Origin of the sequence: Streptomyces carminius (assembly GCF_002794255.1) — a bacterium.
Lineage (GTDB): Bacteria > Actinomycetota > Actinomycetes > Streptomycetales > Streptomycetaceae > Streptomyces > Streptomyces carminius.
In genome coordinates this window covers 39,902-52,319 of record NZ_PGGW01000010.1, presented here as the reverse complement: position 1 = coordinate 52,319, position 12,418 = coordinate 39,902, and the positions used below count along the sequence as shown (strand labels likewise).

General features: G+C 72.8%; 17 protein-coding genes. 11 read left to right on the top strand and 6 right to left on the bottom strand.

The genetic code is table 11. The features are described from left to right. Nucleotides 1–165: 165 nt before the first annotated feature. Both CUT44_RS02750 and CUT44_RS02745 read left to right on the top strand, forming a co-directional pair. Nucleotides 166–1,470 (top strand): M18 family aminopeptidase, encoded by a 1,305-nt coding sequence (locus CUT44_RS02750; protein ID WP_100200535.1) that lies wholly within the window; start codon nucleotides 166–168, stop codon nucleotides 1,468–1,470. Between the two features lie 102 nt (nucleotides 1,471–1,572). After that, nucleotides 1,573–1,803 carry a DUF6458 family protein gene (locus CUT44_RS02745; protein WP_100200497.1) on the top strand — a complete coding sequence of 77 codons (231 nt, stop codon included), beginning with the start codon at nucleotides 1,573–1,575 and terminating at the stop codon, nucleotides 1,801–1,803. A 197-nt stretch (nucleotides 1,804–2,000) separates the two neighbouring features. Here CUT44_RS02745 and CUT44_RS02740 read toward each other — a convergent pair whose 3' ends face one another. The 3 genes from CUT44_RS02740 to CUT44_RS32655 all read right to left on the bottom strand — a co-directional run bounded on the left by CUT44_RS02740 (nucleotide 2,001) and on the right by CUT44_RS32655 (nucleotide 4,402). After that, nucleotides 2,001–3,857: a thioredoxin-like domain-containing protein gene (locus CUT44_RS02740; protein ID WP_100200496.1), complete on the bottom strand. Its 1,857-nt coding sequence runs from the start codon at nucleotides 3,855–3,857 to the stop codon at nucleotides 2,001–2,003. 66 nt (nucleotides 3,858–3,923) lie between these two features. Next, the gene (locus CUT44_RS02735; RefSeq protein ID WP_233221179.1) at nucleotides 3,924–4,178 is read right to left on the bottom strand and encodes a hypothetical protein; all 255 of its coding nucleotides are present in this window, start codon (nucleotides 4,176–4,178) and stop codon (nucleotides 3,924–3,926) included. Further along, nucleotides 4,175–4,402 carry a hypothetical protein gene (locus CUT44_RS32655; protein WP_146252163.1) on the bottom strand — a complete coding sequence of 76 codons (228 nt, stop codon included), beginning with the start codon at nucleotides 4,400–4,402 and terminating at the stop codon, nucleotides 4,175–4,177. Before CUT44_RS32655 ends, CUT44_RS02735 begins: the two co-directional genes overlap by 4 nt. Nucleotides 4,403–4,553: 151 nt before the next feature. Between CUT44_RS32655 and CUT44_RS02730 the strand changes: the two genes are divergently transcribed. The 3 genes from CUT44_RS02730 (at nucleotide 4,554) to CUT44_RS02720 (ending at nucleotide 5,428) form a co-directional block, all read left to right on the top strand. Further along, nucleotides 4,554–4,775, top strand: a complete 222-nt coding sequence (locus CUT44_RS02730; RefSeq protein ID WP_100200495.1) for a winged helix-turn-helix domain-containing protein — start codon at nucleotides 4,554–4,556, stop codon at nucleotides 4,773–4,775. After that, nucleotides 4,772–5,044, top strand: coding sequence for a winged helix-turn-helix domain-containing protein (locus tag CUT44_RS02725; protein WP_100200494.1), 273 nt, complete (start codon nucleotides 4,772–4,774; stop codon nucleotides 5,042–5,044). Before CUT44_RS02730 ends, CUT44_RS02725 begins: the two co-directional genes overlap by 4 nt. 99 nt (nucleotides 5,045–5,143) lie before the next feature. Beyond that, the gene (locus CUT44_RS02720; RefSeq protein ID WP_100200493.1) at nucleotides 5,144–5,428 is read left to right on the top strand and encodes a putative quinol monooxygenase; all 285 of its coding nucleotides are present in this window, start codon (nucleotides 5,144–5,146) and stop codon (nucleotides 5,426–5,428) included. Nucleotides 5,429–5,461: 33 nt separating this feature from the next. On the opposite strand, the gene CUT44_RS02715 is transcribed toward CUT44_RS02720, so the two are convergent. Further along, nucleotides 5,462–5,758, bottom strand: coding sequence for a DNA-binding protein (locus CUT44_RS02715; RefSeq protein ID WP_100200492.1), 297 nt, complete (start codon nucleotides 5,756–5,758; stop codon nucleotides 5,462–5,464). Further along, nucleotides 5,755–6,009 (bottom strand): CopG family transcriptional regulator, encoded by a 255-nt coding sequence (locus CUT44_RS02710; protein ID WP_100200491.1) that lies wholly within the window; start codon nucleotides 6,007–6,009, stop codon nucleotides 5,755–5,757. Before CUT44_RS02710 ends, CUT44_RS02715 begins: the two co-directional genes overlap by 4 nt. A gap of 553 nt (nucleotides 6,010–6,562) precedes the next feature. Between CUT44_RS02710 and CUT44_RS02705 the strand changes: the two genes are divergently transcribed. The 4 genes from CUT44_RS02705 (at nucleotide 6,563) to CUT44_RS33750 (ending at nucleotide 9,698) form a co-directional block, all read left to right on the top strand. Beyond that, on the top strand, nucleotides 6,563–7,657 hold the full coding sequence (locus CUT44_RS02705; protein ID WP_100200490.1) for a lipocalin family protein: 1,095 nt from the start codon (nucleotides 6,563–6,565) through the stop codon (nucleotides 7,655–7,657). A 215-nt stretch (nucleotides 7,658–7,872) separates the two neighbouring features. Continuing rightward, a complete protein-coding gene (locus CUT44_RS02700) occupies nucleotides 7,873–8,286 on the top strand; it encodes a MarR family winged helix-turn-helix transcriptional regulator (RefSeq protein WP_100200489.1) in 414 nt (137 codons plus the stop codon). A 450-nt stretch (nucleotides 8,287–8,736) separates the two neighbouring features. After that, nucleotides 8,737–9,000: a hypothetical protein gene (locus CUT44_RS02695; RefSeq protein ID WP_100200488.1), complete on the top strand. Its 264-nt coding sequence runs from the start codon at nucleotides 8,737–8,739 to the stop codon at nucleotides 8,998–9,000. An 86-nt stretch (nucleotides 9,001–9,086) separates the two neighbouring features. After that, entirely contained in the window at nucleotides 9,087–9,698 is a 612-nt protein-coding gene (locus tag CUT44_RS33750) for a hypothetical protein (protein WP_233221178.1), read from the top strand. A 20-nt stretch (nucleotides 9,699–9,718) separates the two neighbouring features. Here the strand turns inward: CUT44_RS33750 and CUT44_RS02685 are convergent, their stop codons facing one another. Further along, entirely contained in the window at nucleotides 9,719–10,765 is a 1,047-nt protein-coding gene (locus tag CUT44_RS02685) for an endonuclease/exonuclease/phosphatase family protein (protein ID WP_100200486.1), read from the bottom strand. Between the two features lie 134 nt (nucleotides 10,766–10,899). Here CUT44_RS02685 and CUT44_RS02680 point away from each other — a divergent pair, with 134 nt between their 5' ends. Both CUT44_RS02680 and CUT44_RS02675 read left to right on the top strand, forming a co-directional pair. After that, entirely contained in the window at nucleotides 10,900–11,457 is a 558-nt protein-coding gene (locus CUT44_RS02680) for a TetR/AcrR family transcriptional regulator (protein ID WP_158239559.1), read from the top strand. Beyond that, nucleotides 11,454–12,365 (top strand): aldo/keto reductase, encoded by a 912-nt coding sequence (locus CUT44_RS02675; protein ID WP_199185580.1) that lies wholly within the window; start codon nucleotides 11,454–11,456, stop codon nucleotides 12,363–12,365. The genes CUT44_RS02680 and CUT44_RS02675 overlap by 4 nt, the downstream gene beginning before the upstream one ends. The last annotated feature ends 53 nt before the right edge of the window (nucleotides 12,366–12,418 follow it).

The window sequence follows — 12,418 nt, the reverse complement described above, 5'->3', positions numbered from 1 at the left end:
CCGGACCGGTCTCCGGGTGCCGCCCCCGCCGGGGGAGGCACCCGGCGGTGCGGGGCGTCGTTCCCAGGTCAGGGGGGAACGACGCCCCGCACCCATGTCCGGCCCGCCCCGCCCGGGTCCCGGTCCCCTGCGCGTCCGCACGGCCCCGTTCGTATGCTGTGGCCCATGAGCACTTCCCGCCGCTTCGACCGTGGACACACCGACGACCTGGTGTCCTTCCTGACGGCCTCGCCCACCCCGTACCACGCGGTGGCGACCGCCGCCGAGCGGCTGGAGAAGGCCGGTTTCCGGCGGCTCGCCGAGAGCGACGCCTGGGACGGCGGGACCGGCGGGAGGTACGTGCTGCGCGGCGGCGCGATCATCGCCTGGTACGTGCCCGGGGGCTCCTCCCCCGCCACCCCCTTCCGGATCGTCGGCGCGCACACCGACTCCCCGACCCTGCGGGTCAAGCCCGTCCCGGACACCGGCTCGTCCGGCTGGCGCCAGGTGGCCGTCGAGATCTACGGCGGCACCCTGCTCAACACCTGGCTCGACCGCGACCTGGGCCTGGCCGGCCGGCTGGTCCTGCGCGACGGCACCACCCGCCTGGTGAACGTGGACCGCCCGCTGCTGCGCGTCCCGCAGCTCGCCATCCACCTGGACCGGGAGGCCAACAGCGGCCTGAAGCTGGACCGGCAGCGCCACATGACCCCCGTGTGGGGCCTGGGCGAGCCGCGCGAGGGCGAGCTGATCGACTTCCTCGCCGCCGAGGCCGGAGCGGACGCCGCGGACGTCACCGGCTGGGACCTGATGGTCCACCCCGTCGAACCGCCCGCCTACCTCGGCCGCGACCGCGAGCTGCTCGCCGGGCCGCGCATGGACAACCTGCTGTCCGTCCACGCCGGTACGGCGGCGCTGACGGCCGCCGCGGCACACGACCGGGAGACGGGCGGCGCCCTGCCGTACGTCCCGGTGCTGGCCGCCTTCGACCACGAGGAGAACGGCAGCCAGTCCGACACCGGCGCCGAGGGCCCGCTGCTGGGCACCGTGCTGGAACGCTCGGTCCTGACGCGCGGCGGCACCCCGGAGGACCGCGCGCGGGCGTACGCCGACACCGTGTGCATGTCCTCGGACACCGGCCACGCCGTGCACCCCAACTACGCCGAGCGCCACGACCCGGGGCACCACCCGATGCCCAACCGCGGTCCGATCCTCAAGGTCAACGTCAACCAGCGCTACGCCACCGACGGCACCGGCCGCGCGATCTTCGCGGCGGCCTGCGAGCGGGCCGGGGTGCCCTGGCAGTCCTTCGTCTCCAACAACGCCATGCCCTGCGGCACCACCATCGGCCCCATCACCGCCGCCCGGCACGGCATCACCACCGTGGACATCGGGGTGGCGATCCTGTCGATGCACTCCGCCCGGGAGCTGTGCGGCGCCGACGACCCGCACCTGCTGGCGAACGCCCTGACGGCCTTCCTCACCGGCTGACCGGCGGGCGGCGCGGAACGTGCTCTGAATGCCCAGGCCGTACGGGGGTATCCGGCTGATTGAACGAGCCATCAACAGCCAGCCGGACGGAGGCGGTTACCCATGGGGATGGCACTGACCATCGTACTGATCGCAGTGGGCGCGATCCTCACCTTCGCAGTGAGCCTGGACATCTCGGGGGTCAACCTCGATGTGGTCGGTCTGATCCTGATGGCAGTCGGCTTCATCGGACTGGCGTCATACGTGAGCATCTTCAAGCGCCGCCGCATGCAGCCGCCGAGTCCGGCGGCCCCGGTCGTCGAGGAGGCGCACCGCCACGAGTGGTACACCTGACGCCCCGGGGAGCGGCACTCCCCGGCCCGGGAACGGGCACAGCGGAGCAGGAAGCGGATTCGGAATCCCGATGCGGCCCGGTCACCGAGAGGACGACCGGGCCGCATCGGCGTGTGCGCGCCTGCCCGGCGCCCGCCTGACGGCGGTTCAGGGCGCCTCTCGCGCCGGGCGGTACGGCGCCGTGGCCGCCGGATCCCCTACTCCTGATTCCCCCTCGCCTCCTCGCCGTCCAGCCCCGCCAGGACCAGCGGCAGCCGTTCGGCACCGGCCGGGGTGACACGGACCGGCACGCCCCAGTCCTGCTGGTGGACGTGGCAGGCCGGGTATTCGATGTCCGGGTCGTCGTCGCAGGACGCCGCCATCGCCGAGACGTGCAGCACGCCCTCGGCCGCACCACCGTCGAGGGTGTCCGCGAGCACCAGTTCGCGGGTCAGCTCGGTGCCCTGACCCGCGCCGTCCGCCAGCAGCTCCGGCGGGGTGGCGCTGACCAGCAGCCGGGTGGCCGGGCCGTACCGGACGTCGAGCTTCTGGCCGGGCGGGGCCTGGAAGACCACGTCCAGCCGCAGCCGCCCCGGCGCCACCTCGGTCGCCTCGCGCCGGGTGCGGTGGGCGACGGCCTCGACGCGTACCGCCTCCTCCGGCAGCCGCAGCCGGGTCAGCCGGTGCCGGGCGGACTCCACGACCAGGATGTCGTCCCCGACGAGGGCCGCTCCCGAGGGCTCGCGCAGGTCCGTGGCGAGCGTGGTGACCTCGCCGGTGGCCGGGTCGTAGCGGCGCAGCGCGTGGTTGTAGGTGTCGCACACCGCCACGCTCCGGTCGGGCAGGACGGTGACGCCCAGGGGGTGCTGGAGCAGCGCCTGCCCGGCCGGGCCGTCCCGGTGGCCGAAGTCGAACAGTCCGGTGCCGACGGCCGTACGGACCGTGAAGCCGTCGGTGTCGCCGTCACGCTCGACCCACCGCAGGGCCGAGGTCTCGGAGTCGGCCACCCACAGCCGGTCGCCGTCCGCCGCCAGCCCGGACGGCTGCGCGAACCACGCCTCGCCCGACGGGCCGTCCACCAGGCCCTCGTTGGTGGTGCCCGCCGCGACGGACACGGTGCCGGCGGCCGGGTCGTACGCCCAGAGCTGGTGCACCCCGGCCATCGCGATCCACAGCCGGTCCGCCCACCAGGCCACGTCCCACGGCGAGGACAGGTCCGTCTCGCGCGCCGGGCCGGAGACGGACGAGCCCTGCCACCACTGGCGGCCCGTCCCGGCCAGTGTGCTCACCCCGCCGCCGGCCGGGTCGTACGCCCGCAGCGCGTGGTTGACGGTGTCGGCGACGGCGACCCGGCCGTCCGGGAGCAGGGCCAGGCCCTGCGGCTCGCTGAACCGCGCCGTGCCCGCCGGGCCGTCCACCAGCCCGCGCGTGCCGTCGCCGATCCGCCGCACGACGGTCTCGCCGTCCGGCTCCAGCTCCACCAACTGGTGCCGGGTGGTATCGCTGACCAGCACGTTCCCGGTCGGCAGGACGAGCGCCTTGCCGGGGAAGCGCAGATCGGTGGGCTCCGGCTCCGGCGGCACGTACGGGCCCTCGCCGCGCCGCAGCGTGCCCTTGGCGGCGTGCTCGGCTTCCAACTCCGTCACCAGCTTCTCGATGGCGTGGACATGGCCCTCGCCCGCGTGCTGGGCGACGACGTAGCCCTCGGGGTCGATGACGACGAGGGTCGGCCAGGCGCGTACCGCGTACTGCTTCCAGGTGGCCAGCTCGGGGTCGTCCAGCACGGGGTGGTGCACCCCGTAGCGCTCGACGGCGTCCACGACGGCCGCGTGGTCGGCCTCGTGGACGAACTTCGGCGAGTGGACGCCGATCACCACGACGGTGTCCTTGTACTTCTCCTCCAGCTCGCGCAGCTCGTCGATGACGTGCAGGCAGTTGATGCAGCAGAACGTCCAGAAGTCGAGCACGGTGACACGACCTCGGAGGTCCGCCAGGGACAGTTCCTTACCGCCGGTGTTGAGCCAGCCACCCGCCCCGACCAGCTCGGGAGCCCGGACACGTACGCGTTTCGCCATCCATCCATCCTGCCACCGCGCCCGGCGGAGTCCGTGGGCGCGGTGGCCGGAGCGGTGTCGGGCGCCTCAACGGTGGAAGCGCCGGTTGACGCGGCGCAGGGCCGCCGTGACGCGACGGTCACGGGCCCGGTCCGGCGCGCAGCGCGGGCACGCGCACGGCGGGTACGCCATGGTGTCCAGCGCCGGTACGCCGCCGCCGCTCCGGACCACGGTCACCGGCCCCCAGGTACGTCCGCCGTCGCGTGACACCCGCAGCGTCATACGGATGTCGTCGGCCGCGGCGGGTTCGGTGGGCGCGGCGGGCGGATTCACGGCGGTCACCGGCCGACCACCACCAGACGGCGCCGCCTGGGCGCGGGCGCCCACGGCCGCACCAGCGGGGAGTCGACCACTGCGGCGGGACGCGGGCGACCGCCCATGACCGGTGGCAGCGGCGGCGGGAACTCGATGGTCGCCAGCCGTGGCGGGCAGTGACTCGGCGTCCGGCGGTGCTTCCCGTTTCCGGGGCCGAACATTTCGACGAGGCGGCGAATACGATGCCTCATGCTGGTCGCTCCTTTGCAGCGATCGGCCACGCCCCGGGCCGTGCCAGCGGCGCCGGGGTCTCTTTTCTATGTACCACGGTAGACCACGGGCGTTCGCGGCGCACCACGGTCCGCCGATGCAGCCTTCGGTGGACCGCGCAACGCTGGAGACATGGCCGAGTACGAGTGGCAGCGGGTAGCACGGGAGATCGAGCAGGACATCGAGTCCGGACGCATCCCGCCTGGTGGAGCGCTGCCGAGCATCATTCGGCTCGCGGAGATGTACGGCGTCGCCGACCGGACCGTCCGGCGGGCGTTGCGCGATCTCCGCGAGCGCGGGCTCATCGAGACGTTGCCGCACAAGGGATCATTCGTGACCGACGCGGATGGATGACCATGCGTGAGCGGAGCCCCATCGACCACATGTCGCCGGAGTACATCCACCGGCAGGTGGCAGCCGCGATCGTGGCCGATATCAACTCGGGCAGGCTTCCCCTGGGCGCCCGCCTGGCAGGCGAGCGCGCCATGGCAGAGGAGTACGGCGCAGCCATCGGCACTGCACGGCGAGCGATCGCTCTGCTCCGCGAACAGGGCGTGCTGGTCACGATGCCCGCGCGCGGAACGTTCGTCGCGTGGAAGCCGGATGACGACACGGACGAGTAAGCGCCGGAGCCTGCGCAGCCGTCACCGGGTCGGCCGATGACTTCCCGGCCGCCCGCCCGTCCTACCGGGAGCAGAACCGCACACTCCCTGGAGGACGGCATGCTCATCGTGTCCGGCTCGATTCATGTGGACCCCGAGGTCCGCGACGGCTATCTGGACGGCTGCCGGGCCGTCGTCGAACAGGCCCGGAGCACGCCCGGCTGCCTGGACTTCGCACTGTCGGCCGACCCGCTGGACGCCGGGCGGATCAACGTCTACGAGCGCTGGGAGTCCGACGAGGACCTGCACCGCTTCCGCGGCTCCGGTCCGGCCCCGGCCCAGACGGCCGCGATCCGCGAGGCGCAGGTCGCGAAGTACCGGGCGTCGGGCGTCGAGGCGCCCTGAGCGGGAGGTCGCGAGGACCCACGCGCCCTCGGCTCAGACCTTGGCGACTGCGGCGCGACTGCCGCACAGAGTCATCAGATCGTCGGGGTCCGAGGTGAGGATGGTCACCAGCTCAACGACCATGCGTGACAGGGTCCACTCCAGTGCCGGACGCCTGATCCGCGGATGCACGACCTCCACAAGGGTCGCGGCGCTGGTGATCACACGCATGTCGTCCGCGGCCGCGAGAGCCGGCCACCTCGTCACGTCCCGGTCCCGCAGTACCGCCTTGGCGAGACCTTCGCCGTCCAGCACCAGAGTCCCACCCGGTGTGGCGGAGGTACGCGTCACACGGAGTCCGCTCCGGTGGCCTGTTCCCGGCGGAGACGCGTCAGCTCGTCGCGCTTCTGCTGGATCTCCTCATCGGTGACGAGGCCGTGCTCGGCCTCCGCGACGGCGATGAGTTCGTTGAGGTTGTCCCTCTCGATCTGACGGGCGACAGCCGCGGCCACATAGGCGGAGAACCCGGACGGACCGCTGCGGGCACGAGCCGCCTCCGCGATGTCACGCGGCATGGAGTACTTTCCGGTGGCCTCACTCATGCTCTCCATCCTGCCGATACTGCTACCGCCCGGCCTCGGCGTTCCGGGTTCAGCTCCAAGAACACCGCCGGCGAGGGAGCCGACGGGCCACCAGCGGCCGGAGACGGGCATCCGCGCTCACGGACGCTCACGGCCCGGCGCGAGCGGCTCGCCGCATGCGCTCATCCGTGCGGCCTGCTCACGGCGAGTGCGCACCGCCCCGGCGCGTGTCCGCCGGACCTCCTCACCGGTGACGGGACCGCGCCCGGCCGGAACTCCTTGACATTGTTTGGGTTACCAATCAAGATGAAGATGTTGGTAATCCAAACCAATGACGGGATGGCGCCGCGGACGACGGCGGCCGTCTGCGGCTCCGCCGGCTTGTCCGGCGCGCTCGGAGCTTTCGCAGCGGCTGACGACGGCCCGGCCGTCGCCGCGGCCGGAGCTCGGGAGCACACGGCCGTGTGACGACCGGCCGGCGGCGGCGTGCGGAATGCCCGCGGCATCGCAGACCGACACGACGGAACCAGGGTGGGCGACGCCCTCGCCCACCCCTGCCCCAAGGAGGAACCCCATGACCATGTCCCGGAACAGACGCCGAGCGGCGGGCCTGGCCACCGCAGGAGCACTGGTGCTCGGCACGCTCGCCGGTTACTCGGCGCAGGCGACGAGCCCGCCGGCGACACCGAAGGCCCACTCCGCCCCGGCCTCCGCCCCGTCGTCGGGAATCGCGGCGATGGTCGATCCCGCGACGGACCTGGGACGGCATGCGCCCGGAACGGAACGGACCTGGTTCGACTCGGTCTACTTCACCAGTTCGGTGAAGGCGAACGGTCACGACTTCGGGATTCAGGTGCACACGCGCGTTCTCCCGAACATGGGCGAGCTCGGATACCGCTGGACGTTCGCGGTGACCGACAAGACCACCGGATGGCACAAGGACTACGAGGCCGTCGTCGAGCCGGACGACTACCGGTGGACCGAGGGCAAGCTCGACATCAAGGCACCGGGCCTGAGCTGGACGGGTGACCCGGCCCGCCAGAAGGTAAGCGTCACCACGCCCTTCGGGTCCCTCGACGTCCGGCTGGAGTCCACCGGTCCCGCCCTGAACTACGGGTCGACCGGCGTCTTCGAACTGGTCGACGTACCGGCCTACGAGTTCGCGCTTCCGGAGATGCGGACGTCCGGAACGCTCGTCATCGACGATGAGAAGCACGCGATCAGGGGAACCTCCTGGCTGGACAGGCAGTGGGGCGAGATGCCCCTGTCCCTGAAACGGTGGTCGTGGATGAACCTCAGCATGCCCAACGGCGACAAGATCGCCCTCTGGGACGCGGTGGGGGAGGAGTCCCAGCACAGTTGGGCGACGGTTCTCCACCCGGACGGTTCCTACGACGTGGTCGAGGTCGAACCGCTCGCGCGAGGCGCCTCCAAGCCGTGGACCAGCCCGGAAACGGGTCAGAGGTATCCCACCCGCTGGCAGGTCCGCATTCCCCAGCTGCGCACGGAGCTTGCCGTGGAGGTCACCGGCACCCCGGAACAGGAGGTCAGGAGCCAGACCCCCGATGGGGGTTACATGGAAGCCACCGCGGCCTTCGACGGCACGTACGACGGCAAGAAGGTCCGTGGTGAGACCTACGTCGAGCTGAACGGCACCTGGCGCCCCTAGTCCCCGGTGACACCTCGTCCGTGGCGGTGGATCCCGGCTCGTGCGGCCTTGGGTCTCACCGCCGCGTACGGGTGAGGCACCGCATCCGGGTGGTACGGGCGGCCTGTCGGACGCGGTGTTGACGGCAGCGCGCAGGGCGGCCCGGGAAGCTTGTCCGCGATACTGGCAAGTCCACGTTTATTTGGAGTACAAAGCACTGCTCGTATGATGGGGACATGACTTCCGACGCCCTCGTGGACGCCCTCGTGCGCAGCACCTTCCAGGTGGCGGGCGTGCTCACCCGCATCGGAGCCAAGTACGACCTCTCGCTCACCCAACTGCGGGTGCTCGGCCTCCTCCGTGACCGTCGTCCGCGCATGACCGAGCTCGCCGAGTTCCTCGGCCTGGACAAGTCGACCATGTCCGGCCTGATCGACCGTGCCGAACGCCGAGGGCTTGTCGCCAGGGACAGGAACCCCGAGGACCGCCGCGTCGTCGACGTGGTCATCACTCCGGCCGGCCTGGAACTGGCGGAGCAGGTGTACGACGAGGTCCGGCGCGCACTGGCGCCCATGACAAGCCGGCTCGGTCCGGAACACCGCGACCAGCTCGTCGAGCTCCTCGACACCGCCCTGAGTCCCTCCGGCTGAGAGGCGGTGGCGGCTGCTCGGGTCAGCCGACGCTCCCCCCGGGCACCGTTTCGGCGAACAGCGGGCCTGCCGACTCCTCCCCGTGGCCGGTGAGTCCACGGCGACTCCGCCCGGCCGTGCCCCACCGGCCCGGTGATCGCGTCAACTGCTCGGCATCCTCATGAGCGGGGCACCGCGGGAGCCCGACTCACCGGAACGCAATCGGACCAGCCCGTTCCCGCATCACCACACGGCTCGCCGACGTGAGCGGCCGGGGAGCCGGAGAGCCGGAGACGTGCATCCGCGCTCACGACGGGCGCACTTCGGCCCGGCGCGTGCCCGCCGAATCCCTCGCGCGCGATGAACCGGCGGCATGGTTCTTCCGTCCTCCTCCCTGTACACCACTGCACCGACAGGAGGGCCGATGGCCGGCGTCCCGGGTCCCGGCTCCGTCCGTACAAGGAGAGACGCATGAAGTCGTGGCGTTCCCGTGTCGCCGCCGCTGCCGGCATCGCGGCAGTCGTCATCCCGCTGGCCGCGGGCTCGGCGTCCGCCGACGAGGTCGACCACTGGGGCTACCGCCAGGTCGGCGGGTGGCGGGACTACCGGGCGTGCGAGCAGGACGGCCTGTACTACCTCTCCCAGGGCTGGCAGAACTTCTACTGCAAGTGGGAGGCCCCGTACTGGAACCTCTGGGTCCTTCCCTACAAGGACCAGCCGCCCACGAGGGGATGACCGGTCGTCCGGCGTCCCCGCGGGGCGGCCGGGAGTGAGTACCCGCGCTCATGACGCCCGCGGGCCGGGCCGGGAGACTCCTGCCCATGCGTTCATCCGTACTCACGCCCGTCGGACGTACGACTGCGGCAGCCGTCCTCCTCGCGCTCACCGTGGCCGCGTGCGGCGACGAGCGGGCCGGGCAGGCGGGGTCGGCGGGTCCCTCGCCGTCCCTGCCGCCCCCCTCGGCCTCCTCCTCTGCCCCGCCCACGCCGAAGTGCGCACAGGCCGCCGAGCCGCCCGCGGTTCCGCCGTCCCCGTCCACCTCCGCGCCGGGCGCGGACGGCGGTCGGCCGGAGGTCCGCGAGGACATGCCGCCCAACTACCTCGACAACCACGCCTACCGCAGGCAGGCGCCGCTGAGTCCCGAGAACCGCGCCCGGGGCGAGGCGTCGGCCGGACTCGTCCGCAAGGAGCTGGAGAAGGTCCGGGAGGAGGGCGACCTCGGCGACGAACGGATCACGGCGGCGCTGCGCCGACTCGGCTGCGGAGAGGAGCACGGCGTCCACATCGGCCACGGGTTCTACAGCGTGTACACCGGGGACGCGTGCGTGTCGGGGAACGTGTCGGAGGACGAGCTGACCGTCAGGGTGCACGGCCGCTACATCGAGCCGCAGCCCGGCACGGGCCCGTGCGTCAGGAACCAGGGAGGCCACTGACCGGTCCCCGCCCCGGGGCGTCAGGACGGGAGTGCGATCCGCGCCACCACCGGAAGGTGGTCGCTACCGGTGGCGGGCAGGGTGCGCAGGCGGGTGACCGTCGCGCCGCGGGTCAGGACGTGGTCGATGCGGGCGGCGGGGAAGGACGCGGGCCAGCTGAAGGAGAAGCCGTCCGCGGCGCCCGCGTCCGGCGGGTCGACGTGGCGCAGCACGGGGTCCAGACCGCGGTCGTCCAGGGTGCCGTTGAGGTCGCCGAGCACGAGAACCCGGGGCGACTCCTCCGCGCGCAGGGCCGCGCCGAGCAGCTTCGCGCTCTCGTCGCGCCGGGCGGTGTCGAAGCCGCCCGCCCGGACGCGGACCGAGGGCAGGTGGACGACGTGGACGGCGATCTCGCCGTGCGGGGTGCGGACGGTGGCGCGCAGGCCCCGGTTCCAGTCGGGGCCGATGCCCGCAGGGCGGATGTCGAGCCGCCGGACGTCCGTCAGCGGATACCGCGACCACAGGCCGACGGTGCCGACGACCGCGTGGTGCGGGAGGTCCGGGGCCAGCTCCGCCTCGTAGGCGCGGCGGGTGGCGGGGACGACCTCCTGGAGGGCGACGAGGTCCGGTTCGGCCCCGGCCAGGGTGCGGGCGGCGGCGCGGGGGTCGGGGTTCACGTCGCTCACGTTGTGCTGGACGACGGTGAGGCGGGCGGCCCCGGGCGCCGCCTCCGGGGCGGTGCCCGCCAGGGCCCCGTGGAAGAGGCCGAGCCAGACGGCCGACGGCAGCAGCAGCGCCACCAGGGCGAGGGCCGAGCGGCGCAGCAGCGCCACGGCCAGCAGGACGGGGACGGCCAGGCCCGTCCAGGGCAGGAAGGTCTCCAGCAGGCTGCCCAGGCCGAGCAGGGCGTTCGGGACGAGGGAGTGCAGTGCCGTCACGGCGGCGACCGCCGCGGCGAGCGCGGCGGTGATCCGGCCGCGCGTCCAGGCCGTCCGGCCCCGGCCGCCCGTGCCCCAGCGCCGCCGCAGGGCCGCGCGGACCCGCCGTACCCGTGCCACGTGCTTCCTTTCGCCGCTCGCCGCCAGCATGACGTACGGCGGCGGGCGGGCGGTTCCCTCCCTCTCCGACCTGTCCGTGCACGGCACAACCGCCGTAAAAAGAACGGGAGTTCTGCTATAGGCTGTCGGCAAGGAGAGCAGCCGTTCTTTTTACGGGAGGCGTGGTGCCACGGCTCACTGACGCACGCAAGGAGCTCAGGCGCGCCCAGATCGCCGACGCCGCCGTGCGCTGCTTCAGCCGCAACGGGCTGGAGCGGACCTCGATCGCCGAGATCACGGCCGAGTCCGGGCTCTCGGCCGGATCGATCTACACGCACTACCGCAACAAGGCCGATCTGGTCCGGGCCGCCACCCGGGTGGTGCTCGCCAGGCACGCCGAGGTCCTCGGCGAGTACGCGGCCGCCGACACCCCGCCCGACCCCGACGAACTGCTGGCCCGCCTCGTCGCCGCGATCGACCCCGTGGCCGCCCGGGTCGGCGTGCAGACCTGGGGCGAGGCGACGACCGACCCGGCCATCCGCGAGGTCGTCGCCGACATGACGGAACGGATGCGCGCGATGCTGCACGACTGCGTCACGGCATGGCTGGTCAAGGTCGGGCACCACGAGCCGGCCGGGGCCCGGGAGCACGCCGCCCCGATCGCCCACCGGGTGCTGTCGCTCTACCTGGCCGAACTGCTGCACACCGCCCTGCGTTCCACCACCGAGGAGACAGTGTCTTGAACACCCCTGCCACCCCCGCCACCCCGACCGCCGCGCTCGCCGGCCGCACCGTCCTGCGGATCGGCTACGGCGCGCTGCAGCTCGAGCGCCTGCGCGACCGCCGCGACGACGCCGTCGCGCTGCTGCGCCGCGCGGTCGAACTGGGCGTCGACCATGTGGACACCGCCGAGTTCTACGGCTTCGGTTTCGCCAACGACGTGATCCGCGAGGTGCTGCGCCCCGAGGACGACGTGCTGGTGGTCACGAAGGTCGGCGCCGCCCCCGACCCGGACGGGCCCCTGCCGCTGCGCCTGGCGCAGCGGCCCGAGCAACTGCGCGCCGGCGTCGAGGAGAACCTGCGCGGCCTCGGCCTCGACCGGCTCCCGGTGGTCAACCTCCGCCGCCTGGACTCCGGCCCCGGACTGCGTCCCGAGGGCGACCAGGTCGTCGATCTCGAGGACCAGCTCGCGGTGCTGACCGCCCTGCGCGACGAGGGCAAGATCGGGGCGATCGGCCTGAGCTGCGTCACCCTCGACGTCCTGCGCCGCGCCCTGCCGGCCGGCATCGTCTGCGTGCAGAACGCCTACAGCCTCATCTCCCGCGGCGACGAGGACATGCTGGAGCTGTGCGCGGCCGAGGGCATCGCCTGGGTACCGTTCTTCCCGATCGGCGGTGCCTTCCCGGGCGTGCCCAAGGTCACCGACGAGCCGACGGTGCGCGCCGTGGCCGAGTCCCTGGGCGTCACACCCGCCCAGGTCGCCCTCGCCTGGCTGCTGCACCACGCCCCGCACGTGCTGCCCATCCCCGGCACCGCCGACGTCGCCCACCTGGAGGACAACATGGCGGCCGCCGAGATCGCCTTCGACGCCGCGACCCTGGCCACCCTCGACGCCGTCGAGTCCCGCTCCAACGAGGTCGCCCTCGGCTGACGTGCCCGCTCCGGTGGATCCCGGCGACAGACAGGCGGCGCCGGGATCCACCG

Coding starts and splice junctions, on each gene's coding strand:
- CUT44_RS02750 (WP_100200535.1), top strand. CDS start 166: ATGAGCACTTCCCGCCGCTTCGACCGTGGACACACCGACGACCTGGTG.
- CUT44_RS02745 (WP_100200497.1), top strand. CDS start 1,573: ATGGGGATGGCACTGACCATCGTACTGATCGCAGTGGGCGCGATCCTC.
- CUT44_RS02740 (WP_100200496.1), bottom strand. CDS start 3,857: ATGGCGAAACGCGTACGTGTCCGGGCTCCCGAGCTGGTCGGGGCGGGT.
- CUT44_RS32655 (WP_146252163.1), bottom strand. CDS start 4,402: ATGAGGCATCGTATTCGCCGCCTCGTCGAAATGTTCGGCCCCGGAAAC.
- CUT44_RS02730 (WP_100200495.1), top strand. CDS start 4,554: ATGGCCGAGTACGAGTGGCAGCGGGTAGCACGGGAGATCGAGCAGGAC.
- CUT44_RS02725 (WP_100200494.1), top strand. CDS start 4,772: ATGACCATGCGTGAGCGGAGCCCCATCGACCACATGTCGCCGGAGTAC.
- CUT44_RS02720 (WP_100200493.1), top strand. CDS start 5,144: ATGCTCATCGTGTCCGGCTCGATTCATGTGGACCCCGAGGTCCGCGAC.
- CUT44_RS02710 (WP_100200491.1), bottom strand. CDS start 6,009: ATGAGTGAGGCCACCGGAAAGTACTCCATGCCGCGTGACATCGCGGAG.
- CUT44_RS02705 (WP_100200490.1), top strand. CDS start 6,563: ATGACCATGTCCCGGAACAGACGCCGAGCGGCGGGCCTGGCCACCGCA.
- CUT44_RS02700 (WP_100200489.1), top strand. CDS start 7,873: ATGACTTCCGACGCCCTCGTGGACGCCCTCGTGCGCAGCACCTTCCAG.
- CUT44_RS02695 (WP_100200488.1), top strand. CDS start 8,737: ATGAAGTCGTGGCGTTCCCGTGTCGCCGCCGCTGCCGGCATCGCGGCA.
- CUT44_RS33750 (WP_233221178.1), top strand. CDS start 9,087: ATGCGTTCATCCGTACTCACGCCCGTCGGACGTACGACTGCGGCAGCC.
- CUT44_RS02685 (WP_100200486.1), bottom strand. CDS start 10,765: ATGCTGGCGGCGAGCGGCGAAAGGAAGCACGTGGCACGGGTACGGCGG.